The sequence below is a fragment of the Mesorhizobium sp. WSM4983 genome (assembly GCF_029625765.1).
In the GTDB taxonomy this organism is placed as follows: Bacteria; Pseudomonadota; Alphaproteobacteria; order Rhizobiales; family Rhizobiaceae; genus Mesorhizobium.
In genome coordinates, this window is sequence record NZ_JARTVM010000016.1 from 1 (window position 1) to 22,613 (window position 22,613).

General features: G+C 60.7%; 21 protein-coding genes and 1 pseudogene. 9 read left to right on the top strand and 13 right to left on the bottom strand.

The window, feature by feature from the left end:
• Window positions 1-449: 449 nt before the first annotated feature.
• Window positions 450-1,589, bottom strand: a complete 1,140-nt coding sequence (locus P9254_RS27555) for a porin (protein WP_063169258.1) — start codon at window positions 1,587-1,589, stop codon at window positions 450-452.
• A 681-nt stretch (window positions 1,590-2,270) separates the two neighbouring features.
• Between P9254_RS27555 and P9254_RS27560 the strand changes: the two genes are divergently transcribed.
• Both P9254_RS27560 and hemN read left to right on the top strand, forming a co-directional pair.
• Window positions 2,271-2,627, top strand: coding sequence for a hypothetical protein (locus P9254_RS27560; protein ID WP_024505577.1), 357 nt, complete (start codon window positions 2,271-2,273; stop codon window positions 2,625-2,627).
• A 464-nt stretch (window positions 2,628-3,091) separates the two neighbouring features.
• Window positions 3,092-4,418, top strand: a pseudogene (hemN, locus tag P9254_RS27565) (oxygen-independent coproporphyrinogen III oxidase).
• A 234-nt stretch (window positions 4,419-4,652) separates the two neighbouring features.
• On the opposite strand, the gene P9254_RS27570 reads toward hemN, so the two are convergent.
• From P9254_RS27570 to P9254_RS27615, 10 genes are all read right to left on the bottom strand, one after another.
• Window positions 4,653-6,296, bottom strand: a complete 1,644-nt coding sequence (locus tag P9254_RS27570) for an MFS transporter (RefSeq protein WP_063169257.1) — start codon at window positions 6,294-6,296, stop codon at window positions 4,653-4,655.
• Between the two features lie 173 nt (window positions 6,297-6,469).
• Entirely contained in the window at window positions 6,470-7,453 is a 984-nt protein-coding gene (locus tag P9254_RS27575; protein WP_063169256.1) for a beta-ketoacyl-ACP synthase III, read from the bottom strand.
• The gene (locus P9254_RS27580) at window positions 7,450-8,715 is read right to left on the bottom strand and encodes an adenosylmethionine--8-amino-7-oxononanoate transaminase (protein WP_063169255.1); all 1,266 of its coding nucleotides are present in this window, start codon (window positions 8,713-8,715) and stop codon (window positions 7,450-7,452) included. The genes P9254_RS27575 and P9254_RS27580 overlap by 4 nt, the downstream gene beginning before the upstream one ends.
• Complete coding sequence (gene bioD, locus P9254_RS27585; RefSeq protein ID WP_063169254.1) at window positions 8,715-9,350, bottom strand: dethiobiotin synthase; 636 nt, start codon at window positions 9,348-9,350, stop codon at window positions 8,715-8,717. Before bioD ends, P9254_RS27580 begins: the two co-directional genes overlap by 1 nt.
• On the bottom strand, window positions 9,347-10,486 hold the full coding sequence (locus P9254_RS27590) for an 8-amino-7-oxononanoate synthase (RefSeq protein ID WP_024505572.1): 1,140 nt from the start codon (window positions 10,484-10,486) through the stop codon (window positions 9,347-9,349). The genes bioD and P9254_RS27590 overlap by 4 nt, the downstream gene beginning before the upstream one ends.
• Window positions 10,483-11,451, bottom strand: a complete 969-nt coding sequence (gene bioB, locus P9254_RS27595; RefSeq protein WP_224570943.1) for a biotin synthase BioB — start codon at window positions 11,449-11,451, stop codon at window positions 10,483-10,485. Before bioB ends, P9254_RS27590 begins: the two co-directional genes overlap by 4 nt.
• A 174-nt stretch (window positions 11,452-11,625) precedes the next feature.
• Window positions 11,626-12,507 carry a carboxylating nicotinate-nucleotide diphosphorylase gene (gene nadC, locus P9254_RS27600; protein ID WP_063169252.1) on the bottom strand — a complete coding sequence of 294 codons (882 nt, stop codon included), beginning with the start codon at window positions 12,505-12,507 and terminating at the stop codon, window positions 11,626-11,628.
• Between the two features lies 1 nt (window position 12,508).
• Window positions 12,509-14,050: an L-aspartate oxidase gene (locus tag P9254_RS27605; protein WP_063169251.1), complete on the bottom strand. Its 1,542-nt coding sequence runs from the start codon at window positions 14,048-14,050 to the stop codon at window positions 12,509-12,511.
• Complete coding sequence (nadA, locus tag P9254_RS27610; protein ID WP_063169250.1) at window positions 14,047-15,021, bottom strand: quinolinate synthase NadA; 975 nt, start codon at window positions 15,019-15,021, stop codon at window positions 14,047-14,049. Before nadA ends, P9254_RS27605 begins: the two co-directional genes overlap by 4 nt.
• A gap of 62 nt (window positions 15,022-15,083) precedes the next feature.
• Window positions 15,084-16,046 carry an NUDIX hydrolase gene (locus P9254_RS27615; RefSeq protein WP_024505567.1) on the bottom strand — a complete coding sequence of 321 codons (963 nt, stop codon included), beginning with the start codon at window positions 16,044-16,046 and terminating at the stop codon, window positions 15,084-15,086.
• Between the two features lie 171 nt (window positions 16,047-16,217).
• Between P9254_RS27615 and panB the strand changes: the two genes are divergently transcribed.
• The 4 genes from panB (at window position 16,218) to P9254_RS27635 (ending at window position 19,502) form a co-directional block, all read left to right on the top strand.
• Window positions 16,218-17,054 (top strand): 3-methyl-2-oxobutanoate hydroxymethyltransferase, encoded by an 837-nt coding sequence (gene panB / locus P9254_RS27620; protein WP_063169249.1) that lies wholly within the window; start codon window positions 16,218-16,220, stop codon window positions 17,052-17,054.
• Window positions 17,051-17,959, top strand: a complete 909-nt coding sequence (gene panC, locus P9254_RS27625; protein ID WP_063169248.1) for a pantoate--beta-alanine ligase — start codon at window positions 17,051-17,053, stop codon at window positions 17,957-17,959. The genes panB and panC overlap by 4 nt, the downstream gene beginning before the upstream one ends.
• 98 nt (window positions 17,960-18,057) lie before the next feature.
• Window positions 18,058-18,777, top strand: a complete 720-nt coding sequence (locus tag P9254_RS27630; RefSeq protein ID WP_063169247.1) for a LuxR family transcriptional regulator — start codon at window positions 18,058-18,060, stop codon at window positions 18,775-18,777.
• A 92-nt stretch (window positions 18,778-18,869) separates the two neighbouring features.
• Window positions 18,870-19,502 (top strand): acyl-homoserine-lactone synthase, encoded by a 633-nt coding sequence (locus tag P9254_RS27635; protein WP_063169246.1) that lies wholly within the window; start codon window positions 18,870-18,872, stop codon window positions 19,500-19,502.
• Window positions 19,503-19,867: 365 nt separating this feature from the next.
• On the opposite strand, the gene P9254_RS27640 is transcribed toward P9254_RS27635, so the two are convergent.
• The gene (locus P9254_RS27640) at window positions 19,868-20,116 is read right to left on the bottom strand and encodes a DUF6074 family protein (RefSeq protein WP_063169245.1); all 249 of its coding nucleotides are present in this window, start codon (window positions 20,114-20,116) and stop codon (window positions 19,868-19,870) included.
• Window positions 20,117-20,715: 599 nt separating this feature from the next.
• On the opposite strand from P9254_RS27640, the gene P9254_RS27645 reads away from it, so the two are divergent.
• The 3 genes from P9254_RS27645 to P9254_RS27655 all read left to right on the top strand — a co-directional run bounded on the left by P9254_RS27645 (window position 20,716) and on the right by P9254_RS27655 (window position 21,733).
• Window positions 20,716-21,186 (top strand): Crp/Fnr family transcriptional regulator, encoded by a 471-nt coding sequence (locus P9254_RS27645; RefSeq protein WP_224570941.1) that lies wholly within the window; start codon window positions 20,716-20,718, stop codon window positions 21,184-21,186.
• Entirely contained in the window at window positions 21,179-21,313 is a 135-nt protein-coding gene (locus tag P9254_RS27650; protein ID WP_256754986.1) for a hypothetical protein, read from the top strand. The genes P9254_RS27645 and P9254_RS27650 overlap by 8 nt, the downstream gene beginning before the upstream one ends.
• Before the next feature lie 174 nt (window positions 21,314-21,487).
• Window positions 21,488-21,733: a hypothetical protein gene (locus tag P9254_RS27655; RefSeq protein ID WP_063169243.1), complete on the top strand. Its 246-nt coding sequence runs from the start codon at window positions 21,488-21,490 to the stop codon at window positions 21,731-21,733.
• A 189-nt stretch (window positions 21,734-21,922) separates the two neighbouring features.
• Here P9254_RS27655 and P9254_RS27660 read toward each other — a convergent pair whose 3' ends face one another.
• On the bottom strand, window positions 21,923-22,312 hold the full coding sequence (locus P9254_RS27660) for a hypothetical protein (RefSeq protein WP_024505560.1): 390 nt from the start codon (window positions 22,310-22,312) through the stop codon (window positions 21,923-21,925).
• Window positions 22,313-22,613: the final 301 nt, after the last annotated feature.

Below are 22,613 nucleotides of genomic sequence, written 5' to 3' on the forward strand. Positions count from 1 at the left end.
GATGGATGCTGAAGCGTGGTAACTCCAGTCTCCTCGGTCCGGTCCGAATGGACAACCTCTCGAAAGCTCACACCTAGGATGGGTGCTGCCACGCGGCTCGGACTCAGCGTGCATTATCACGTAAATGTTGAGAGAATGAATGGCGCCGCGAAGGGCAATTCCAGCCGTCCAAAGCGACAGGCGTGTCGCGGCCTCGACATTGCAGTGGCGCTTACCTAACACGGCCTCACACTGCCCTCTAAACGGCCCCGAATTTGAACTGACGGCCCCTGGCCGGTTCATCGGGCAGGTCAAGGGCTAGGTGTAGTACACAGGGCTCATAACTTTCAGTTTCTAGTTGGTACGATGGGCCGTGGACGGTCGATGCAGACTTCAAGATGGCGAACGAAGCTCTCCATGCGTGCGTTGTCGAGGCAAGTGCCTTTGCCATGCTCGCGACTGGAGAGATTTCAAAATGAGCCTTGTAAGCGGAGAATGCCGCCGACGCTGTTCGGCTTGCTCGTGCCCTTGACGGCGGTAGGCTCGGCAGGGCCGAGGCCAGAGTTGCCGTAGTGGTCGTAATCGACCTCGGCTGTGACCGTGAAGCCGGGAACGACCATGTAGGCGACGTTTGCAGCCACACCAGCATCCTTGAGCTGATCACCCGAGACCTGAAGGTTGAACGAAGTTTTCTCGTCAAACTCGTAGGTGGCGCCCGCCCAGAAAGCCCACTGGCCGTTCCAGATTTTGTACGAGCCGCGCCCATGATTGGCAATTGCGCCGTTTGAGTCCTCGTTGAGACTGGCATTGGAACCGTAGCCGAAGAGTCCAAACAGCGACAGCTGGTTTGTGACAGCGACGTCGACGCGGATCTTGCCGGCAAAAGCTTCGTAATTGCTGTCATAAGCCGCGACGCCGATGATCGAGCCCCAGCCTTGCGTGTATTTCAAGCCGGCGACAACGTGCGGAATATAGCTGTCGATAGTACCGGCTGAGCCCGATCCTTGTTCGAGCGAAATCACAGTCGAAATGCCGTTGCCGGCGTCGAAGTGGTACTGAGCCACGTTGGTGTCGAAGCCGGCCGACGGAACGAGCATACTATCGAGAACGTTGCCAGCGTAGCTTGCAAACGTATCGAAGGCCGACCCCTCCTTGCCAACTCGCAGGCCTCCCAGCTCGACCCAGGCAGAAGCCAGTGCGAGGCCGCTGTTGAAATCATAGTTCTGAGGACTGTCATGCGAGTTAGCGCTGTTGCCAAAATTCACCTGGGTTTCGGTATAGGTCGTCAACGCGCCGAGCTCGGTCTGCTGGCCGGTCCAAGTTTTGAACGTGAAGCGTGTGCTGTTTCGCCAAGTGCCTTGGTCCTCGCCAGTTCTCACGTCCGAGGTTCTTGCGCTGTCATACGATCGGACGTCACCCAGGCCGATATCGTAACGGACATAGCCGCCGATGCGCAGGCAGGTCTCGGTGTTGGGAATATAGGAATATCCCGAGCCGAGGACGTCGCAGATCTTGATGTACTCGGCCGGTTCCCGCTCGGCGCCAGCTGCTCGACCGACGGAAATGGTCATCAGAGCAGTTAAGCCGAGAAGAGGACTCTTGATGTACATGTCTAGATCTCCATGAAGGAATAAAAAGGATAGAGGCGAAAGAGCAAGCTTTTCCTCTAAATTTTGTGCGTGTTGTCTCCAATATGTGGACGCCAAAGCGCTTGACACGAGAGGTGAGCCAGCGTAAAAGCCACATGTACTTATAATAGTGTTTTCTGCTAGGAGATTCATTATCGTTTACATGTGAAACACTCCGGTCGGACCGCTGCAGCTCTCCGAATAGAGCAGCAAGCGACATGCCAACCTGAAGCGTAGATGCGGCCGACACCAAAATCGGGCCGACGCGCCTTCGTCTCGCTGGAATCACTTTTTTTGAGGGTCACTGCGAAAAGAAATGTGCGACACGGTTCGCCATGTTCGATATGTGACAGTCTCGTTTAACAGCGACGGCTTCCCGTCTGACCGCAACGGAGGCCGCGCCATCCGCTACCGAGAAGGATCACTGCGCGTACGCTCCGCAAGGGCTGCGCCAGGAACAGAGGGCGTGCACGTCCGAGGCGTCGCATGGTGGCCGCAGCACCTTTTCGCCGCTGTAAGTTCGCCGTGCAGGTACATTGCGCGGCCGGAAGCGAGAGGGAGCGCACCCTGAAACGGCTGCCTACGGCTCGCCTCGAGTAATTGGCGATGAACAGTATTCTCGAGAACTTAGTCTCGACGGAAAGAGCAACGAAAGGAAGCCGCTTGGACGAGCACGATCCGAAGGAAGAACCGATCGAGACCATTTTCCGCAACGGCACAATCACTGCCGTGGGTATCCTGCTTGCCTTTTCCCTCGGCTTCCTCACTCATTGGGCCGCGAACCCCTTGCCATGGCAACTCTACGATCTGTTCGCCGTAGTGCCGATCCTGCTCGGCATCGCACTGCAGATGAGAGCGCTGTCCATGCTGCTCGACATGAGTTCCTTGCGGCGCCCCATCTACGAACGCGCCAATCGCATTTTCATGGTCGGCCTCATCCAGACCGCGTGTGGCGTCGGCATGGCCATCTTGGTCGATCTTTTCGGGATATCGGTAGGGGGCACGCTGCCCGGCGCTTGACGACAAGCCACACCGCTCTTCGCTCGAAGCGACGTCAAGCCGGGGAACCTTGTGCACCCCCTAGCGGCGTCCTCCTTTCATCAAATGAGCCGACGTCAGCTTTAGAGCGTCTCGGTGGCTAAAGCCGGTATGGTTTTTCGGCCGGCAGGGAAGGCCGCTGGCTGGACCTGGATGGCGTCTGAACGAGGCTTGACAGGTCCGTTGCGTCGGACATGAATTTCGCATTGCAAAGTTCTTCCGCAGACGCCTCAAGCACACTGCACTGGCGTCACGTACTCAGACGTTGAATGCGGCACCGCACCATCACCTCAGGCGCAACCATGGCACGCGCGCTCCCCGGCGTGGTTGACCCCATCCTGTCCAAACGAGACTGCGACATAAGCGGGACGCACTGACTTAGGTCAGAGACCAGGACGAGCGCGCAACGAAAGAATGATGGATGAGCGACGTGGGATGACAGCTCCTTGCACACCTCAATCCTGACAAAGTACCGGGACCCCCGGCCGCCTTGGTATACCATCTATCCGACTGTGCCAGACTTCTCTGCGGCAGTTGGTGCTGACGATTATGAGGAATGGCTGGGGGGCCTCCCGGCCGACGAATCGGTGTCGCTCTATTTCCACATTCCGTTTTGCCGATCCATGTGCTGGTATTGCGGCTTCCCTACCGCGGTCATCCGTCGCAACGGCCCGATCCTTAATTATTTAGCGGTGCTGCGTCAGGAGATCAGTTTGGTGTCGGAGCAAGTGCGGCAAGGGCTGCCGGTGAGCGATGTGCATTTCGGCGGCGGAACGCCTCACCTTATCGGGCCAGCCGAGCACTTGGCGCTGATGGAATTTCTACGCCGCCACTTCGCTTTCAGCAAAACTGCTGCGATCGCCGTGGAGATCGATCCCCGAACGTTCACACCGGAAATGGCCGAAGCCCTGGCAGCTAACGGTGTCAACCGCGCGAGCATCGGATGCAGAGCTTTGATCCCGATGTGCAAAGGCGATCAATCGGATCCAGAGTAAGGTGCAGACGGCCGCTGCAGTCCAAAATCTCCGCCGGCATGGCGTTGGCCATATCAACTTCGACCTCATCTTCGGTCTACCGAAACAGACTGTGCAGTCCTGCATCCAGACCGCGATGGCTGCGGTCGCCATGCGCCCCAACCGGCTTGCGGTGTTCGGATACGCGCATATTCCTTCCGTGATAAAGAATCAGCGCCTAATCGAGCAGGCAGGTCTACCGGACGGCGATCTTCGCGCCGAACAGGCTGCAACTGTCGCCGAGACACTGGTTGGCGCTGGCTACCGGGAGATCGGGCTCGATCATTTCGCTCCGCCGGACGACGAACTTGCGCTAGCGCCAGAAGACCGGGCGCCTACGGCGTAATTCGCTGGGATACTCGGCCGATACTTGCAAAACGTGATCGGCTTCGGCGCGTCGGCTATTGGCCGAGTCCGCGAGGGGTATGTTCAGAACGAAGTAACACGGGATTCTTACGCCCGGCACATCGCAAGTGGACGTCTGGCGACATCAAAGGGTCACCGTCTGACCGACGATGACCGGGTGCGCGCAGCGATCATCGAGCGACTGATGTGCGATTTGGAGGCCGACGTGCCGACCATCTGTGCCGCCCACGAAATCGAACCAGCTCGTTTTCTCGATTCAGTTGAGAGTTTGGTGACGCTGGCTGAGGAGGGGATCCTGGACGTCGAAAACGGCTTCATCCGCGTGCGGCCGGAGCACCGCTTTGTTGTTCGCGCCGTTGCTGCTGCATTCGATGCTTTTCTCGCGAATCGATGAGTTGAGGCCACGACGCCGAAAGGCATCAGACCTTGTTTGGCGCTCGTCGGCATGGGCTCTCGCAGAAGACTCCGCAAGCGTATGCAGGGGACTTCCACTTGACGCCGCGTTCACCATCATCTCGCCTGGGTGCGCGCGAAAGCGCACAACCCGGAGCACGCTGCTCTCGGTGTGAGGCTGTGCTCTGCAAAGCACCGGTGATCCACCCTGTCCCTGGACAGCAGCTTGATGGCGTCATCTTGGAGGACGAGAAAAGATTGTCGAGGTACGGGTACGAATTGCCTCGGTCGTCCGTTCAATCGAAAGCACTGTCTGCGGAGGCACCTCTCCTTCATGCAGTGACAGGAGATGCTGGGCGACTTCCTTATCTGCTGCGGTGAGTCGATGATTTAGGCGGAGAAAGTCCATCCAGGTGGGGGTGCGGAATGTCTCCGTCCAAAGTGACGGTGTTTGCAGATTTCGCTGGAGCGTCCAGTTTCGTGCACCGGCACGGCTCTGGACGTGTCGCCGCGTGCGCATGGAGCCCAGAAAGGCCTCGATATTTTCCTCCGATATCAAATACTCGACCTTGGCCACGATAGGGCCACTTCTGGGTTTCAGATCGAGAGCCACGTCCGGCGGATGAAAAACTGAACTTTCTTGATCGGTTTCTTCCCAGGGACGGACCGGCAACACGATCCCCGCTGCTGCAACCAGCAACAGAGCGCCTGCGGCGCCCTCCAATGCTGAGGTCAAGGAATAGTTTTGCGCGACAGAACCCCAGATCCAGCTGCCAGCAGCCATACCGCCTGCGCTCAAGGCGTAGTAAATGGAGAGCGTGCGGCCTACAACCCACCTTGGGCTTGCCAACTGCACCGACACGTCAATGCCCGTCCAGGTGATAAGCCAACCCGCTCCGCCGAGCGCCAGCGAAATGGCCGCCACAGGAAGCGACGATGTAAGGGCAAGGGAGAGGCAACAGACTGCACAAGCCACAGAGGCGAAGGCCACCAGCCTGTTTTGAGACGTGACCTTCCTCAAGAAGCCGTTGCCCATACCCGCGATGAAAGCACCCATGCCGAAGCCGGCCAATAAGATACCGTAGACAATTGGCCCACTCTTCAACTGATCCCGGACGACGAGGGGGAGCAACGCCAGAATGGAGATGCTTGCCAACCCGAAAAGAGCGGCTCGGGCGGTCGCTGCCCTGATCTCCAAAGACATCGCCGTAAAGCGCACTCCGTCATGAATTGCCGTCGTCATTCTCTCACGAGGGAGAGGCGAAGAGCGGACCTCCCATTTGGTGCGCCATATCGCGCTTATGGGCGCCAGATCACTCACCGCAGCCAAGGCGAAAGCGGCCAGCGGCCCAAAGACGGCCAGGATCACGCCCCCCAAGGCTGGACCAACGCTGCGCACAATGTTGTATCCGACGGACATAAGCGTCACTGCGGCCGGAATGTCGCGTTTGTGAAGGATATCGCCGACCGAAGCGTGCCAAGCCGGATCATTCAAGGCAAAGCCGCAGCCGGCCAGGAAACCTAACCCGAGAATCAGCCAAGGACTGACAAATCCCAGACCCACAGAAATCATCAGCGTCGTCGACGCCGATGCTATCAGGCAGTGTCCCGCAAACATCACCCACCGGCGGCTGAAGTTGTCGGCAATGGCTCCGGCGAAAACTGAGAGGAAGAACACCGGCAATGTGGATGCGGCCTGGACGAGTGCCACCATGAGGTCGGACGCTGAAATCGTTGCCATAAGCCAACTGATGGCGACCGTTTGCACTAGCCAACCGAGGCTGGAAATCTGGGTGGCCGCCCAAATTGAGCGAAACACCTTGTTTCGAAATGGGGCGAGCGTCTTTGAAACGGGCGGTTGGGGATTTTCGCTCTGCATGAGGTATTGCTGGCCTTCGATGAGCGCTGCGATTTGAGCAAGCGGGTCGATACTTAGACATCGCGGAGCACCGCACGGACCCCAGCTCTATGGAGCTTGCCGGCGACTATTTGCGTATTGAGCCATTCTCATAGTCTCATTCATGAGCAGTCCTGTGCGCAAGCATTGCTTTGCTAAATTCCCACCACAAGCGCGCCGCCGCTGAGACCCGCACCCGCTGCCGCCAAGAGGACTTTCTCGCCAGGCCGAAACGGCTGCGCCCGATGGGCCAGCGACAATGAGAGCGGGATCGTCGCGGCGGAAGAGTTGCCATATTCGGCGATCGTCTTGACGATCGAGTGATCAGCGATGCCGAGGTTCCTGCCGACCGCGTCGAAAATGCGCGCATTGGCCTGATGCGGCACGAAACGATCGAGGTCTTGCGGCCTCAGTCGGGCAGCAGTGAGCGCATCTCTCGAGCAGGCGGTCATCATCTCCACGGCCTTGCTGAATACTTCACGGCCGTCAGTGATCGTCATCCGTGTCTGCGCGAGGTCGAGGTCGGCATGGAACGGAGTGTTGCTTCCCCCGGCGGGAATCTGGATTAGCCCGTAGCGCGAGCCGTCGGAATCCACCGAAGCGCCGAGAATGCCTCGATCCGGGTCATCGCAAGGACTGATCACCATGGCGCCGGCGGCATCGGCAAACAGCACGGCGCTGGCGCGCTCGGCCAAATTGATGCGGTGGCTGAGGATGTTGGCGGCGATGACAAGGCTCGCTTTGCCGTGCAGGCGGGTGAACCCGTCGGCGAACATCAGCGCATAGATGAAGCCGGCGCAGGCGCCGGTCAGGTCGATCGCTCCGGCGCGGCCTAGCCCCAGCCGATGTGCGACCAGCGGCGCGCTTGGCGGCAGAAGGTGATCGGGCGTCGACGTGGCGAGCAAGAGTAGACCGACGTCGCCGCGGTCGATACCGGCATTGGTCAGCGCCATGTCGCCGGCAGAGGCGGCAAGGCCCGACAGCGTGTCTTCGTCTGTTGCCCAGAAGCGCGAGCGAATTCCGGTGCGCCGCTCGATCCAGCCGGGCTCAAGCCCGAGCCGGTCTTCGATTTCCGGGTTCTCGACCTTGCGCGTCGGCGCATGATGGCCGAAGCCGAGAACGCGCGACGATAGGTTCATGGCCGCGAGCCGAAGCGTTCGCCGGCCTCCTCTATCGCGTCATAGAGCCCGTCCAATTCGTCGCTGGTGATGCAATAGGGCGGCAGAAGATAGAGGACATTGCCGAGCGGGCGCACCAACAGGCCGCGCTCAAGGAAAAAAGCGCGCAGTTTTGGCCCGATCTCGGCCAGATAACCGGCTGAGCCGGTGCGTAGGTCGAGTGCCGCGATGGTGCCGGTTGTCCGGCAGTCGGTGAAATATGGATTGTCCCGGAAGCGTTGCAGCCCCGCGGCCTGCCTCGCGCTCAAGACCGCGATCCGCTCGGCCACCGGCTCGTCACGCCAGATCTCGACATTGGCAAGTGCTGCCGCGCAGGCGATCGGATTGGCGGTGTAGGAGCTCGAATGGAAAAACGTCTTCTTGCGATCCTCCGAAAAGTGAGCGTGGAAGATGGCATCGGTGGCGATCGTGGCGGCCAGCGGGATGGTACCACCGGTCAGACCTTTCGAGGTGCACAAGATGTCGGGCGAGACGGACGCCTGTTCGCAGGCAAACATGGTTCCGGTGCGCCCCCAGCCGGTCATCACTTCATCGGCGATCACGAGCGTGCCGGAGGCTTCGGCGATCCTCTTCAATTCGGCAAGAACCCAGGCCGGATACATCAGCATGCCGCCGGCGCCAAGCACCAGCGGCTCGACGATCAGCGCGGCTGCGCGCCGGTCGCGGCTAACGGCCTCGAACCGATCCAGCGTTTCCTGCTCGCGCCCGGCGGCCGGGAAGGGGATGGTGTCGACCTCGAACAGCAAAGGCTCATAGGCGGCGTTGAAGACGCCACGGGCGCCGACGCTCATCGTGCCGATGGTGTCGCCATGATAGCTGTGCTCCATGACGGCGATGCGCGAACGCGACGCGCCGATGTTACGGAAATAGCCGAGCGCCATCTTCAGCGCGACTTCGACTGAGGTCGAGCCACTGTCGGAATAGAACACCCGGTGGAGGCCGGCGGGTGCGATGCCTACAAGCGCCTCGGCCAGCCGTTCGGCCGGCTCGTGGGTGAAGCCCGCGAAGATGATCTGGTCGAGGCTCGAGGCGGTCGTCTCGATGGCCTTCATGATGCGGGGGTGGCGATGGCCATGGGTGACGACCCACCAGGAAGAAATCGCATCGAGGATGCGGAAGCCGTCGGCCTTGTGGAGATAGGCGCCTTCAGTCAGCACGATTTCAGGGAGCGAGGGCTCTAGCGCGTGCTGCGTGAACGGATGCCAGACTCGAGACTCCGCCATCAGTCGCCTCCGGCAATCATGGCCAGGTCGAAGCCGGAAATCATTGCATCTCTCAACGTTTCACCCGTCAGCGGACCGAGGTGCGGCAGCCTGCCCAGCTGCGGCACGCCGCCGAATTCCACGATTGTCCTTTGTGTATCGGCCACCTCTTCGCCAATGAAGGCAATGCCGATGAGCGGGATGGAGCGGGCTCTCAGGGCCTCGATCGACAACAGCGTATGATTGATGGTGCCAAGCGCGGTGCGGGCGCACAGTATGACCGGCAGCCGCCATTGTTCGAATATGTCAATGAACCTTGTCTGTCGATTGAGCGGCACCATCAGCCCGCCGGCGCCTTCGATGACGAGCGGTGTCGGCAGGACCGGAAATGAAAGATCGTCGGCCTCGATCGCGACGCCGTCGATTTCGGCTGATCGATGCGGCGACAGCGGCATCGTCAGTCGATAGACTTCGGGCAGCACGCGTCCGTCGGGCAAGCCGGAAAGCCGGGCGACGACCTCGCTGTCGGTCTCCTCGTTGAGGCCCGATTGCACCGGCTTCCAGTAGAAGCCGTCGAGCAGCCCGGCAAGTCCGGCCGAAAACACTGTCTTGCCAATTCCAGTGTCTGTTCCGGTGACGACGATGCGTTTGGTCATGCTGTGGCCAACACTCCGACGAGAGCCTCGACCATGGCGGAAATGTCGGCTTCGTCGACGTTGAGAGTCAGCGAAATGCGCAGGCGCGACGTACCCTCAGGCACTGTCGGCGGGCGAATGCCGCGTATGTCGAAGCCGCGTGCCTGCAGTCCTGCCGCCACCGCCATGGTGCGGCTGTTATCGCCGATCACAAGCGGCTGGATCTGCGAGCCGCTGGGCATCACGCCGCAGCGTTCGGCCAATTGCCGGCTCGCGAAAGCGACACGCTCGTGCAACTGAGCACGACGCATAGGCTCGTCAGACAGAATAGTCAGCGCCTCACGTGCCGCGACTGCCATCAGCGGCGATGGTGCGGTCGCATAGATGAATGGCCGGCACCGGTTGATAAGATAGTCGCACAGTGTTCGCGGTCCGGTAACGAGCGCGCCGGATGCGCCAAGCGCCTTGCCGCATGTGTGGAGCGTGACGATGTTGTCGCGGCCTTCATACGCGGCGGCCAGTCCCCGGCCGTCCGGTCCCCAGACGCCGGTGGCATGCGCTTCATCGACGACGATGAATGCCTGGTACCGATCAGCCAGCGCGACCAGGCTCTCCATCGGCGCACGGTCGCCATCCATGCTGTAAAGGCTTTCGAAGGCGATCCACACCCGCCCCATGCCGCCTTCGGCGCGCCAGCGGGTGATTGCGTCCTCGACAGCGTCGACGTCGTTGTGCGCGGCCAGCTTGAACTCAGCGCGCCCGGCCTGGGCACCCTCATGCATGCTGGCATGAGCGAGCTCGTCGAGGACCAGCAGGTCGCCTTTCTGCGGCAGGGCCGTCAGCAGAGCGAAGTTGGCGATATAGCCGCTGCCGAAGAACAGTGCACGCTCGGCTCCGAAAAATGCCGCTGCGTCCGCCTCCAGTTGCTCATGTTCCGGTGCATTGCCGCGCAACAGCCGCGATCCGGTGGCGCCCACTGGCGTGCCCCGCGCAATCGCCGTCGAAACCGCATCGCCCAGTCTTTTGGAGGCGGCAAGTCCGATATAGTCGTTCGACGAGAAGTCGAGCCCGGCGCGCGGTGCGAGCGTCCGCAACCGGTCCTTGCGCCCCAGTCCCCGCAAGGTTGCGTCATAGCGGGCAAGAATTGCCTCCTTCATTGCGTGGCGAGTTCCATAGGCTCAATGCCGAGGCGCCGGAACAGAAGGGTATCCTTGTCCTCGCCGGGATTTCCCGCCGTCAGCAGCGTGTCGCCGACAAAGATCGAATTGGCGCCGGCAAAGAAGCACAGCGCCTGCGTTTCGTCGCTCATCGCCGTCCTGCCGGCGGACAGCCTTACATAGGATTTCGGCATCATCACCCGCGCGAGCGCAACGATGCGGACGAAATCGATCGGATCGATGGCGTCGGCCGCGGCAAGCGGCGTGCCTTCGATGGGAATAAGCATGTTGATCGGCACGCTTTCCGGCGGCTCGGGCAGGTTCGCGAGCGTGACCAGCATGTCGATGCGATCGGTCTTTTCTTCTCCCATCCCGACAATGCCGCCGCAGCAGACTTTCATCCCAACCGCGCGCACGTGCCCAAGCGTTTTCAGCCGGTCGGCAAAAGTCCTGGTTGAAATAACCTCGCCATAGTAGCGCTCAGAGGTATCGATGTTGTGGTTATAGTAGTCGAGACCGGCCTGCTTCAGGCGAGCAGCTTGCTCAAGATCGAGCATGCCGAGCGTCATGCAGGTCTCCATGCCGAGGGCCTTGACGCCCTCAATCATGGCGACCACAACGTCCATGTCGCGCTCCTTGGGACTTCGCCACGCCGCGCCCATGCAATAGCGCGTTGCGCCGCCATCACGCGCCTTGGCCGCTTCGTCGATGACATGCTTGACGTCCACCAGCTTCGACGCCTTCACACCGGTTTCGTAATGCGCAGACTGGCTGCAATAGCCGCAATCTTCGGGGCACCCGCCGGTCTTGATGCTAAGGAGCCGCGACAGCTGCACTCGGTTTCGATCGAAGTTCTGGCGGTGGATCGTCTGAGCCAGGAACAGCAGATCGTTGAATGGCATGCCGTAGATGGCCTCGGCCTCTTTGCGGTTCCATCGCGGAGGCGTTCCGTCGACCGATTGCATGGTCTGGTTCACGTCGAACTCCGAGTTCATTCCAATCGTCATCGTCAAACCTTTGTTTGCTAGTCCGGTACGCCTTCTTGGCTTTGGGGCGCACTCGCTAAAGGCGAGCTGCGGCACGTCTTTCCAGCACCTCCTACGCCTGCCGAGCTGATGTTGCTCCTCACGCCGTAATCCTCAGTTCAAGTGCTTGCAGATGTTCTGGTGGTCCGGCATGTCCAGGCCGATGTCGAGGATCGGGGCGCTGTGCGTCAGCCAACCCATGGAGATGAGATCGACACCGGTCGCCGCAATCGCCGCCGCCGTTTTCGGCATCACCCGACCGGACGCCTCGGTGATCGTACGGCCATCCACTATAGAAACCGCGCGGGCAAGATCCTCGACCGACATATTGTCGAGCAGCACCGCGTCAACACCAATCGCGAGCGCTGCATCGAGCTGCTTCAGCGTGTCGACCTCGACCTCGACCTTCACCATATGCCCTGCTGCGGCGCGCGCCCGCTCTATTGCTGTGCGCATATCGCCGGCGATCGCGATGTGGTTGTCCTTTATGAGCACGCCGTCATCGAGGCCGAACCGGTGATTGGCACCGCCGCCGACGCGCACGGCGTATTTCTCCAATGCCCGCAGCCCGGGCGTCGTCTTTCGCGTCGATACAATCCTCGCCTTGTGACCGCGCACGGCCTCAACCATGGCCGCTGTGGCAGTGGCAATGCCGCTCAGCCGGCATAAGAAATTGAGGGCCGTGCGTTCGGCCGTGAGCAGGCCTCGTGCGGGTCCGGACAATCTTGCAATGGTTTCCCCGGCCCCAACCTCGCTGCCATCAGGGCGCCAGATCTGGATGTTGATCGCCGGTTCCACGAGAAGGAAGGCATACGAGACCAGATCGAGCCCGGCAACGACGCCCGCCTGCCTCGCTTTGAGCACCAACGTGGCAGTGCAATCATACGGGATAACCGCATCGGTGGTCAGGTCGCCGGATCTGCCCAGGTCTTCGAGGAGCGCAACGCGCACAATCGGTTCGATCAGGGTCGCGGGGAGGGGGGAGAATGAAGTCATATCAAGTGCTCCGTATGGTAGCCCGGCAATCGAGTGCGGCCGCGGCCCGCATTGCGCTGTGCAGTGTCAGCCGTGATGGGCGCACGTTGGCATCGTGGAGCGGGAAATCGGACCGACAGTGCGCGCCTCGACTCTCTTCCCGCCTCAGGGCCGCCGCGGCGATCATCAGTGAGACCAAAGCCGGACCAGAGGCAGCGACACTATTGGCTGCGATCGGCAGCAGGGTCGCCACCGCTTCGCGCATTGCCTCGCCGTCGCGGATGATACCCAGGGCGGCGGAGACAATCGGGCGGACCACGGAAGCGTCTGGTCGTGGAGGGACGAATGTGGAGCATCTGCGCGGTCGCCGGGTATACGACGTGCCGGCAACGCTTTCGGCAACCCAGCTCGCGGTGACCGCCGCTTCGGTGAGCGAGTTGCTGGCCAGGCGGTTGGCGCCGTGCAGGCCGGTACAGGCCACCTCACCGCAGGCCCACAATCCCTCGATGGAGCTGCGGCCGGCGCTGTCTACGGCGACGCCGCCCATGTGATAATGTGCCGCCGGGCGCACCGGGATCAGGTCGGTCGCTGGGTCGATTCCTGCGCTCCGGCACAATTCGGCGATGCCTGGAAAACGCTTGCCAAATCTCGGGCCGAGACTTTGCCGTGCGTCCAGGAATACGCGGCGTCCAACGGCAAGCTGGTGCCAAATGGCGCGCGCTACGACGTCGCGAGGCGCAAGTTCACCGCCAGGTGTGTCGGCGAGGAAGCGCTCTCCTCGCTCATCGATGAGCACCGCGCCTTCGCCACGCACGGCTTCGCTCACCAGCGGCATCGGCCGGCGCGGACCGTCGAGCGCAGTTGGATGGAACTGTATGAATTCCAAGTCGGCGAGTTCCGCCCCCGCCCATGCGGCGAGCGCCAGCCCGTGACCCCATGAGCCAGCGGGGTTTGTCGTGTCGCAAAACAGCCCGCCGACGCCGCCGGTCGCCAGCACCGCGCGACGCGTGGGCAGAGCGAGCGCGCCGGCTCGTCCTGCTGCGACCACGGCGATGACCGACCCGTCCTGCACGACCAGCCGGCGGACCTCCACATTTTCGATAATGGTGATCGAGGCTGTACGCCGAACCGCGGCGACGAGCGCGCGCACCAACTCGCGACCGGTGGCGTCGCCGGCTGCATGCACAATCCGCCGTCGCGAGTGTGCCGCCTCGAGCCCAAGTCGCAACGCGCGGTCAGGGTGCTGGTCGAAGTCGACGCCGAACCTTTGGATCGTCCTAATCGCTTCGGGTGCAGCTCGTACCACTCGCCGCACCGTGGCCTCATCGCAGAGTCCGTCGCCGGCAGCTATCGTGTCGCAAAGGTGAAAATCTGGGCCGTCGTCGCCCCCGAGACTTGCCGCAAGACCGCCCTGGGCAAGTTCACTGCAGGCTCCGGTTCCAAGCGGCGCGTTGGTCAAAAGCACGACCGGTTCCGGCGCCAGATGAAGCGCCGTCATCAGGCCGGCAATGCCGCCGCCGATGACGACCGGCGCCCCCGCGATTTCGCGAACCTCCAGACTCATAGGGAAAGCATGCGCTCGACCGCGCGGCGGGCGGGGCCGGCAATTTCGGGATCAATCCGGACCTCATGCCGGTTCTGCTCGAGTGCGGCGCGAATGTTGGCCAGGTTGATGCGCTTCATGTGCGGGCACAGATTGCATGGGCGAACGAACTCGACGTCGGGATGCGCGACCGCGACGTTGTCGCTCATCGAACATTCGGTCAGAAGGACGACACGCTTCGGTTTCTCACGCTCGACATAATCCGACATCGCCGCGGTCGAGCCGGAGAACTCCGCCTCCGCGACAACGTCTGGTGGGCATTCTGGATGGGCCAGCACGATGACGCCTGGATGGGCATCGCGCAGTTCCCGGATGTCTGCTGCGGTGAAGCGCTCATGCACCTCGCAATGGCCTTTCCAGGCGATGATCTCGACGTCTGTATCGGCTGCCACGTTCCTCGCCAGATATTCGTCCGGGAGCATCAGCACACGCGCCACGCCAAGCGATTCCACCACCGCCTTGGCGTTGCCGGACGTGCAGCAGATGTCGGACTCCGCTTTTACGGCGGCGGAAGTGTTGACGTAAGTAACAACGGGGACCCCCGGATACCGCAGCCGCATTAGCCGCACGTCGTTTGCCGTGATCGATTCGGCCAGCGAGCAGCCGGCGCGGAGATCCGGGATGAGCACGGTCTTGTTCGGATTGAGCAGTTTTGCCGTCTCGGCCATGAAATGAACGCCGGCAACCACGATGATGTCGGCGTCGACCGTCACCGCCTTGTGGGCCAACGCCAGGCTGTCGCCGACGATGTCTGCCACGCAATGAAAAATTTCGGGCGTCTGGTAATTGTGCGCCAGCACCACCGCATTGCGCTCACGCTTCAGCGCTAAGATGGCTTCAATATCGCCGGCGAACGCGGGCCATTCAACGGGTGGGATCACCCGCCGGACACGCTCATACAAGGACGCAGCCATAGGTAACGCCCCAGTCATTGGCGCCTCGATTATATTCGGTTTGACAATAAGGGAATATATCTACCTTGACTATAAGTATGTCAAGCCCGCGCCAGCGGTAATTTTGTCCCGGCGATAGCCCTGTCGTCGAGGACGGCATGCCGGAAGCGATAAAGCTTCGCCGGTCGGCCGCCCGTGTCGAGGGAGGTCTCCCCGGTCTCCTCAACAAGTTCCTGCTGCTCGACCAATCTCCGGAAGTTCGGCTTGTTGATCAGCCTGCCAGCCAAAGCTTCCACGGTTCGCTGCAGTTGCAGCAGCGTGAAGGAAGGCCGCATAAGCTCGAACACGACCGGCCGGTATTTGATCTTCGAACGCAGCCGCGCGATCCCGGTTGCCAGAATACGACGGTGGTCAGCGACCATTGGTTTGCCAGCCGCGGCCGCAATCGCGTCCCTGCCGCCACCGGCCTCCTCAATCAGAGCAGCTTCATAGAGCAACTCGTAGCGTTGGAGCGTGAGTTCCTCGTTCCAATGGCGGTCGTCGAAGCCGAAGGCTATCGCAGCGCGCTGCCGGCGCTCGCGTTGAGTGGTCGGCTCGCTGGCGCCGCCGGCCCACTCAATCAGGCGGGGCCGCAATCTATCGAGCAGCACAGGCGGCGTGCCGAAGCGGTGGTCCTCCCAGGGAAAATATTCGTACCAACTTTGCCAGCCGCACGCGGCCGAGTTCGTTGCCTGTTCCTTCCTGGTCAATGCGAGATAGCTGATTGAGATGACGCGCTGGTGGCGCTCAGTGCCGATGCGATCGCGATCGGCGAAGGTGTAGAGTTGCTCGATGTATCCAAGTGCATGGCCGGTCTGCTGCTCCACCCACCCCCTCAAACCCGACTGCAGTGATCGATGCTCAAGGGCAAAAGGTCCAGAAGGGAGGGTGTCCGCATGACCGACTGTGAGGACACAGGGCTCACTGTCGTTTACGGCGACCACGACGGCAGTCAGGTCCACTTTGGCTTCGTCAGCTTTGACGGCGGCTTTGCCTTTCTTGGTTCTTCTTGTCTGAGGATCCATGTTTGCGAAAGCGGGTTGGCCCAACGGAGCGCCTTAATCGATTGAATGTAACCTTGGAAGCCAGCACGTCAACACCGGAGTACTCAAGCGCTGTTTTTAGCTCTTCGCAGTCGCACAAAAATATGCCAAACGCGACACCCGCTGTTGGTAACGTAAGGGAAGGGGCCTCGGTTGAGCGCGGCTGGTGAGATAAAAGGGATGACTCCTCCAGATATTCGATCGCGAAAAGGCCAGACGCCACTTGTATGCTTGACGGCCTACACCACGCCGGTCGCGAGGCTGCTCGATCGCCACTGCGACATCGTTCTTGTCGGCGACAGCGTCGGCATGGTGCTGCACGGCCTGTCGTCGACGCTGGGGGTCACGCTCGACATGATGATCATGCACGGACAGGCCGTTCGCCGCGGCCTTGAACACGCGCTGATGGTCGTCGACCTGCCCTTCGGTTCCTACGAGGAAAGCCCAGAGCACGCTTTCGGCAACGCTGCGCGCGTGATGGGTGAGACCGGTTGTTCAGCGGTAAAGATCGAGGGCGGCGAGACCATCGCGGAAACCATCCGCTTCCTTACCGCGCGCGGCGTACCTGTCATGGCCCATGTGGGCCTGACGCCGCAGGCGGTAAACACGTTTGGAGGCTATCGTGTGCAGGGCCGGGGAGCCGATGCAGAGCGGATCAGGCGCGACGCCAGGGCGGTAACTGAAGCTGGCGCCTTCTCCTTGGTGCTGGAAAAGATACCGGAGCAGCTTGCACGGCAGATAACCGCCGATATCGACATACCCACCATCGGCATCGGTGCCTCGCCAGCTTGCGACGGCCAGATTCTGGTGAGCCACGATATGCTCGGGCTCTTCACCTCATTTCGGCCGAAGTTCGTCAAACGCTATGCCGAGCTCGGTGAGCAGGCTGAGGCGGCAATCGCCGCTTACGCCACCGATATGCGGAACCGGCACTTTCCGGCGGTCGAACATCTCTATGTCAACGCCTTGAAGGCCGGTGACTTCACATGAGCGTGCCGATCGCTCGAACCGTGAGCGAGCTGCGCGGCGTCGTTGCGCAATGGCGTCGCTCGGGTGCCACGATCGGTATTGTGCCGACCATGGGAGCCTTGCACGACGGGCATCTGAGCCTCGTGCGGAAGGCGCTCGAAAGGGCCGAGCGGGTGATCGTGACGCTGTTCGTAAACCCCAAGCAGTTCAACAGCCCCGCCGACCTGATTGCCTACCCTCGGACGGAAAGCGACGATGCTGCCAAGCTCGCTCTGCTGGGCACGCATCTGCTCTATGTGCCGGACACAGAGGAAATGTACCAGGTGGGCTTCGCCACGGCCGTTTCAGTGTCCGGCATCAGCGAATGCCTTTGCGGCGCATTCCGGCTCGGCCATTTCAATGGCGTGGCGACGGTCGTGGCCAAGCTCTTCCTGCAGGCCGGCGCTGACTTCGCCTTTTTTGGCGAAAAGGATTTTCAGCAACTTCAGCTTGTCAGGCGCTTGGTCCGGGATCTCGACATTCCGATCACTATTGTGCCCTGTCCGACAGTCCGCGAAGCCGATGGTCTTGCGCTATCGTCGCGTAACGTGCGGCTCTCCCCAGCCCAACGCGCCATTGCCCCAAAACTAGCATCGGTCCTGCTCGATACGGCCGAGCGGCTTGCACGCGGCTCCCCCATCCTGCCTACGCTTGATGAAGCGCGTGCAGCAATTCTGGCTGCCGGCTATCGCGAGCTCGAATACCTGGAGCTTCGCGGAGAAACAGACCTGCAATCGTTAGCAAGCCTTGACCGACCGGCACGCTTGCTTGCTGCGGCTTGGCTTGGCGACACGCGGCTCATCGATAACGTCGCAATATCACCCATCGGTAGTTGGTCAGGTGGGCGGAGCTCTCTCCAATCGGAAGCAGCACAGCAATTGCGGTGATGACGGCGGCGCGTCGTATGCCCTGCAGGGACAGGCCATCATTTAGAACCACGTCTCCGTCGGCTTCCAGCAACCTCCGCGAGGTACGCTAAGCGCAGATGCATCGCGTATTTGAAACCTTGGTCGAGCAACTCTCTGCAAGCGTCGATGCCGTCGATCTCCATGAGGCAATGGCGTCCGCCGCAGCCGGGTTCGACTTTCCGCTCTTCGCTTATTTCACCTACCCATCCGCTTCCGGCGACAGGCCGCGATTGATCTCGAATTATCCATCATCATGGACATCACATTACCTGCAACAGCGCTACCACAGCGTGGATCCCGTGATCCTGCGGGGACTGCGGGGCTGGGATACCTTCGACTGGGGTGTGGACCGCGATCACCGTTATTTGCCGACCTCTCAGCAGGAAGTCCTGGAAAAAGCAGCTGAGTTCGGCATTCGCGGCGGACTGACCATGTCGATGCATGATCATCGCGGCCGGTTCGCCGCACTGACCTTCGCCTCCAACGAGGCGCATCCGCCATTTCTGAGGTCGCTGACGCGCTACGAAAAAGCAATGCAACTGGTTGCGATCAACGTTCATATCCATGCCCGGCGCAGGCTCGCCGAAGATTGCGTGGTAGATGGCATAATGCTCACCCGGCGGGAGTTCGAGTGCCTGAAATGGGCGGCGTGCGGCAAGTCGGCCTGGGATATCAGCCAGATTCTCGGTGTCTCGAAACGCACCGTGACCTTCCATCAGGAAAACGCCAAGGCGAAGCTTGGCGTGCGAACCATCAACCAGGCCGTAGTGCGGATGGCTGCTCGGGCGAGATCCTGATCCTCTCCAAGTCTAGCTGTAAAGGTCTACAGGCTGCATTCATGACGGCTTTGCCCTTCGATTGCGTGGACACATCCCGCACGGAGACGACAATGATGCAGCTGATAACACCCGACTGCTACGCCGAGTTTGCGAGCGAACTCAAGGAAATGCACGGACTTAGGTATCGGGTTTTCAAGAAGCGGCTCGATTGGGAAGTGCAGACCGAAGGCGAAATGGAAACGGACTCGTTTGACAGCCTGAACCCCGTCTACCTGCTTCTCAAGGGGTCCGATTGGCGAACTTGCGGCTGCGTCCGCCTTTTGCCGACCACCGGACCGACAATGTTGCGCGATACGTTTCCGACGCTGCTGGATGAGATGGTGGTCCCTGCGAGTGCCGATATCTGGGAGAGTAGTCGTTTCGCGCTCGATCTCCCTGCGACAGCGCCGAAGGCAGCTGGCGGCCTGGCCCAAGCAACCTACGAGCTCTTCGCGGGGATCATCGAATTCGGCTTGGCCAACAATCTCTCCGGGATCGTAACGGTGACAGATACGCGCATCGAAAGGATCCTTCGTCTCGCGACCTGGCCGTTGTCACGTATCGGACAGCCCAAGCAGGTCGGCAACACCGAGGCAGTCGCCGGCTTCCTCGATATTTCCTACGCCAGTCTCTTGCGCATCCGCTGGAGGGGACGCCTCAACGGGCCGGTGTTGTGGCAACCAGTTCTCATCCAATCGGCATAGCGCCTGCGGATGCTCAGCCGTGACTTGAGTTAAGTCTGCTCACGGCCGCCACCGCCGCCGTGAGGGTGAGCGGACCCGCCCCACGAGCTTTCGACTGTTCCGGTCGATTGGCTCGCGCGGCCGGACTTTGGATTTCCGTAGGCGCAACCCGCAGTCCAGCGTGAGCACGCCAAAATGGCGCCCCTCCGCTTCGTCCAAAGAAGCCAACGTGGCTTCTGAGGTCGTCTTAGAATATTGGACCGGCCGCCGTGAGCGATCGCAACCTCAAAGCTTTGCCGGTATGCCGGTTTGGCCGGACCGTCGGCCAGTCGGAGCAGTCCCCCGATAAGGACCCGAGCTGACGCGCGGTCCAACAGCGCCCGAGCCTATGCTTTGTGCATTACCGTTCGGTTGGCCATGTCGTCCAAGACCGCATGAAGAAGGCTTCCAACCTCCTGCGCAGCGAGCTCTGGCGCAATTCCTACATCGGACAATTGAATGAGCATTTTCTTGGCGGCACAGCGCCAGAACGCGCTCGCCGCCTCGCCGTTCTTGGTCTCGAGGGCCTGGGCGATACTTTCGACCAATATACGTCGCCGATGCAGCGGAAATACGCAAATGTTTGATTCATGCATCAATCACCTCACAGATTCAGTTCCACAAAGAAAAACACCGGCGTCTTCAAAAGAGCCCCGCTAGCGCGGTGACGGTTCGCGGCGACATGACGAGTTCCACTTCCCCATCGACAAGCCATTGGGAGATGAGCCGCCGGACCGCATATCCGGGACCGCACATAAGGTGAACCACCATTGCTCATCCGGCTGCATTTTCCTGGGCCGTTCGACGAGGCGTTCCAGCCGAATTGACGTCCAATGACTTGATCTCTGAAAGGGCAGGGCGGTACGAATCACCCGACTGTTCCGCTGCTTACATTCCTGCGAGCTTGTGTATGAACGATTAAAGCGTGCCCGAGCCGTTCTTGGTGGCCGCCGCAGAAGGGAATCATGTCATCCGCTGCCTATCGTAGGCGGCGCGACTTCTAGCATGACTGCACTGCCCCGACAGGGCTTTGCAATCGCGCGTTTCGAAGCCTATGCTTTGGCATCGGCCGGCATTTACTTCGGTGCAGCCGACAGTAAGACGTACGCGCTCTTGCCCCGTTGGAAGAGAGCCTTGCCCGATCCCTCTTTCGCGACCAGGTGCTGAAGCCCTCACCCCGCAGGACTTCGCGCTTTTGCGACCATCGCTGCATCACGTCGAACCGGGCATCAAGGACAAGTTGGAGGTCGCGCATCAGCCGATCAAGAACGTATATTTTCCCGAGAGGGGCATCGCGTCGGTGGTCGCCACCATGACCGGCGGGCGGCAAGGTGAAGTCGGCATTGTCGGCTATGACGGGATGAAAGGAATTGCCGTCATTCTCGGAAAGGAAAGCACTACCTGGCGCCTGCCGGTTGAAAACCTTCGCCCTGCGATTAGCCCGTCGCTTCGCACCTCAGTGCTGGACTATGCCCACGCGTTCCTCGTCCAATCATGCCGGACGGCACTGGTCAATGGCCACTCCAAGGTCGAAGAACGGCTGGCCCGCTGGCAGCTGATGGTCCACGACCGTGCGGAAGGAGATAAGATCCTCCCGACGCATGAATTTCTGGCGACCATGCTCGCGCCCACCGCCCGGGGTCACCACGGCCCTGCAAATGCTTGAGTATCGAGGACTGGTGCACGCCAAGCGCGGCGAGATCACGATCATCGACCGTGCCGGATTGATAAAGCTCACACATGGCGCTTATGACAAGGAGGAGCAGCGTTATTTCGGCCTGGCCGCTGCCTGAAGCATGTCGGTTGAAACGGGTTCAGCCGACGTCTCCTTGCCCCTCACCAGGTCGCCCAAAAGCATCAGCGGTTTTGAACGAATCGCAGCGATTGTCCGCAATCGGACATAGGCTTGAAGGCGGTCGAATTCGTGCCATAAGTCGGGTTGGTCAGGGTTCAGGGAGGAATTCGTCATGACCAATTCGTTTCACACCGTCACCGTCGAAAAAGCCGCAGAAGCCTATGTCCTTTCCAGGGGAAGGGTCCGCTTTCTCTCCATGGCGCAGGCGATCCGCGCCATCCGAACACTAATGCCGGCATGCAAGGCCACCGACCGCGAGTTGGAGGAACTGTTGGCGGCCGCTTCCTTCGTTCATGGCGTGCCCGTCGCCTTCGACACAAAAACAGCCGATGGTGTAGAACCACGGCTGCATTCCTAAGAGGGCATGCCGCGCCATGCAGACTGTCAGAGGGCATTCGTCAGATGGTAGTCCGCTAACTTAACTGCAGAGTCTAAAGGACGTGTTCCAGCATTGCGAACTCACCGATCGCTTTGTTGCCAAAGCTGCCAGCAAGCGATCGCCTCATCCAGCCGTTTGCACCATCTCATCACAGACATCATCGCGATGCTACCTGTCCAGCATATGTCCAGCATTTCGCAAGGCGGCCAGAAGGAGCCTCGCATAGCCTGTGACATCGATCTGGGCCTGCATCGAAAGGGGCATGCTGGTCCAGTTCTCCAACGGTGCAATGAAAGGTGAGAAGGTGCCATTGACAAGGCAACAACAGCTAACAAGGCCCTCTCGGTCCAATGCCACCACACCGATCTTGTCGCCTGGATATCCAATGGCTGCGACTCGCTGGACCTCCAGGTCACCGTCCACCCGCACGTCAAAAAGAAGGCTACCACGGCTCCTCGTGGCTATCTCAGCCGCCTTCTCATCAAAGCTTGAAGAGAGCAAGCGGACGCTTTCCACCGCCATCTGGAAAATCACCAAATCCAGTTCATTCACGGCCATATGGGCATTTCCGCGCAACGGGTGGTGATTGCAATGACACATACTGCTTGTTCACAGATGTCGGTCACGAACGATCATTCGTCGGGTTCCGGTTCCGACCAACGGTGTCGCCACCTGATCGTGCTGCGGTTCGAACCTTCCGAACGCGAGCCGAGCGCGCTATGAGGTTGGAGTCTAGGTCTCGGACCCTGCCTCGCGGCCTGCTCATCTTTGGCAGACCCGTTGCAACGCCGCCGCGATGGCGCAAACGCCAGATGACGCTGATCCATCGCTTGATCGTGAACTGAGCTTCTGAACACCA

Excerpts from the sequence above, each read along its gene's own strand:
- P9254_RS27590 (WP_024505572.1), bottom strand. The coding sequence starts at position 10,486 with ATGAAGGAGGCAATTCTTGCCCGCTATGACGCAACCTTGCGGGGACTG.
- P9254_RS27660 (WP_024505560.1), bottom strand. The coding sequence starts at position 22,312 with ATGGCCGTGAATGAACTGGATTTGGTGATTTTCCAGATGGCGGTGGAA.
- P9254_RS27640 (WP_063169245.1), bottom strand. The coding sequence starts at position 20,116 with ATGCATGAATCAAACATTTGCGTATTTCCGCTGCATCGGCGACGTATA.
- nadC (WP_063169252.1), bottom strand. The coding sequence starts at position 12,507 with ATGACTTCATTCTCCCCCCTCCCCGCGACCCTGATCGAACCGATTGTG.
- P9254_RS27655 (WP_063169243.1), top strand. The coding sequence starts at position 21,488 with ATGACCAATTCGTTTCACACCGTCACCGTCGAAAAAGCCGCAGAAGCC.
- P9254_RS27650 (WP_256754986.1), top strand. The coding sequence starts at position 21,179 with ATGCTTGAGTATCGAGGACTGGTGCACGCCAAGCGCGGCGAGATCACG.
- P9254_RS27605 (WP_063169251.1), bottom strand. The coding sequence starts at position 14,050 with ATGAGTCTGGAGGTTCGCGAAATCGCGGGGGCGCCGGTCGTCATCGGC.
- panC (WP_063169248.1), top strand. The coding sequence starts at position 17,051 with ATGAGCGTGCCGATCGCTCGAACCGTGAGCGAGCTGCGCGGCGTCGTT.
- bioD (WP_063169254.1), bottom strand. The coding sequence starts at position 9,350 with ATGACCAAACGCATCGTCGTCACCGGAACAGACACTGGAATTGGCAAG.
- P9254_RS27555 (WP_063169258.1), bottom strand. The coding sequence starts at position 1,589 with ATGTACATCAAGAGTCCTCTTCTCGGCTTAACTGCTCTGATGACCATT.
- nadA (WP_063169250.1), bottom strand. The coding sequence starts at position 15,021 with ATGACTGGGGCGTTACCTATGGCTGCGTCCTTGTATGAGCGTGTCCGG.
- P9254_RS27630 (WP_063169247.1), top strand. The coding sequence starts at position 18,058 with ATGCATCGCGTATTTGAAACCTTGGTCGAGCAACTCTCTGCAAGCGTC.
- P9254_RS27635 (WP_063169246.1), top strand. The coding sequence starts at position 18,870 with ATGATGCAGCTGATAACACCCGACTGCTACGCCGAGTTTGCGAGCGAA.
- P9254_RS27580 (WP_063169255.1), bottom strand. The coding sequence starts at position 8,715 with ATGGCGGAGTCTCGAGTCTGGCATCCGTTCACGCAGCACGCGCTAGAG.
- P9254_RS27575 (WP_063169256.1), bottom strand. The coding sequence starts at position 7,453 with ATGAACCTATCGTCGCGCGTTCTCGGCTTCGGCCATCATGCGCCGACG.
- bioB (WP_224570943.1), bottom strand. The coding sequence starts at position 11,451 with ATGCAATCGGTCGACGGAACGCCTCCGCGATGGAACCGCAAAGAGGCC.
- P9254_RS27570 (WP_063169257.1), bottom strand. The coding sequence starts at position 6,296 with ATGCAGAGCGAAAATCCCCAACCGCCCGTTTCAAAGACGCTCGCCCCA.
- P9254_RS27615 (WP_024505567.1), bottom strand. The coding sequence starts at position 16,046 with ATGGATCCTCAGACAAGAAGAACCAAGAAAGGCAAAGCCGCCGTCAAA.